This is a genomic window from Spiroplasma sp. Moj (genome assembly GCF_016082285.1).
GTDB lineage: Bacteria > Bacillota_I > Bacilli_A > Mycoplasmatales > Mycoplasmataceae > Spiroplasma > Spiroplasma phoeniceum.
Map to the genome: position 1 here is coordinate 1 of NZ_MQTY02000144.1, position 1,898 is coordinate 1,898.

1 protein-coding gene and 1 other RNA gene are annotated in these 1,898 nt (G+C 24.0%); one reads left to right on the forward strand and one right to left on the reverse strand.

Going from position 1 to position 1,898, the window contains the following annotated elements; all coding sequences use genetic code 4:
• Nucleotides 1–841: 841 nt before the first annotated feature.
• Nucleotides 842–1,264, reverse strand: a transfer-messenger RNA (tmRNA) gene (gene ssrA / locus BST80_RS05135).
• 289 nt (nucleotides 1,265–1,553) lie between these two features.
• On the opposite strand from ssrA, the gene BST80_RS05140 reads away from it, so the two are divergent.
• Nucleotides 1,554–1,778 (forward strand): transposase family protein, encoded by a 225-nt coding sequence (locus tag BST80_RS05140; protein WP_415746263.1) that lies wholly within the window; start codon nucleotides 1,554–1,556, stop codon nucleotides 1,776–1,778.
• The last annotated feature ends 120 nt before the right edge of the window (nucleotides 1,779–1,898 follow it).

Here is a 1,898-nt window from a genome sequence, read left to right on the forward strand (position 1 = left end):
ATTTTGTAATTTTATTGCATGAACATAAATTAATTCAATAATACCACAAATACTATAANCAAAATAAGTCATTGCAATTCACACTAAAACATATAATTCACTTACAAAGTTTTCTGACATAGCCATTCTTTTTNGATTGTGCTAAAACAATAATTGAAGCCGTAATGAATCCTGTTAATGTCAATAAAGACCATCTAGTTCATTTTGTTCATTTAAAATACCAACTCACAAAAACAATTAGAAGGGTTAAAACATAAAGTACTGAAATCATAATAATATTAGGAGTACCTGTCAAAAGTAAAAAATAATTATTATTTAAAAATGGTAAAATTGCAAAAAGAAAAGTAAAAATAATAATCGTATATAAAATTGTGGCAAANCAAGAAATAAAAACACCTATCATTCAACAAACTATTATTGGCAGAAAAATATTAATAGCAATCATTGTATTGGTTTCGCCAGTTTTTGGTGGCACAAAAAATGGGATTAATNCTTGNGCAATAATAACCAAAATTGCAAAAACACCACCAATAACAACTTGATAATAAATTGAAAAACGAGCAAAAGAATTACGCACTAAACCNCATGTAAAAATATAAATGATAGAAAAAATAATTATAAATNATAAATATACAAAAATAATATTTAAAATATTANTCACTTACTTCCACCTCTTTTAACAAACCTTGTACTTTTTTTATTATATCATTCCTTTTAAAAATATTTTTGAACTTAAAAAANNAACTAAAATTCTCATAAATAATTTCTTGAATCTAATAATTTATTTATGACAAAACAAGTTTCTTTTAATTTCTACCTTATTTTTAATAAAAATAAAAAATGGTGGAGATGGCGGGAATTGAACCCGCGTCCACAAATAACATTCTAATATCTTCTACAGTTTAGTCTAATCATCTTTTTTCATTATTTAATAATAGGATTAGACAACTAATTAAATAACTAGATAATAAGACTTTCAAAATTCTAACATTATCAATTAGAATTTCTATTAGATTAAGACTTGAGATACGATAATAGTTAATAATCTACAATTAACTACTATTACGGCTAGCAATCCTCTAACAGCGAGGAATTAANCTGCTAACATTGATCNTGCTAATTGATTGTTCATCATAAAAACTGGCATTTCAATTTTGTCTTCTTTTTGTTTTTTGTTTGCGTTTCTTCAAANCTAGTAGCATTATAGTCTGCTAAACTACTGCCAATATTAGTAGATCATTCCTGTCGAAACCGGAACATCCCCATATANTAATTATACTCTTAAATTATTAAATAGTAAATAATAACTATTTAGTACATTTTTTTTNGAAATAATTNCTTAAAATGATATTCATGGCTAATTTCTTTTCCAATTTTTGTACCTAAAGTAATTCGAATTAAANTATAGTAATCCATGATTAAACTAAAACTACTAAAAAATAAGGTAAATAATAAGAAAAGTCCCATACCTAGAATAGACTTCTTGCATAACCTAGTTATTTTAAAATTCCTATAAAATATATTTAAAATAGAAATTATAGGAATCTAAAATTATGAAATTTGATAAATTTGATTTTATTAATGATAAAGAATTATTCCGATTAACAGGAATAAAACAAGCCACTTTTAATAAAATGTTAGATATTTTAAAGGTTGCTGAAATAGAAAAATTTAAAAAAGGTGGCAAAGCTAACAAATTATCACTAAAAAATCGATTATTTATGACTTTATCGTATTGACGAGAATATCGTACTTTTTTTCATAGATATTTTAATTAAAAACTCTGATTTTCAACAACTTGCTGNTAAAAAAGCACTAATAAATGATTATTTTATTGATNNAAACTGTAAAACGAAACGCGCTAAAACAACTCTTATTAAAGGGTTGTTTTTTTTATT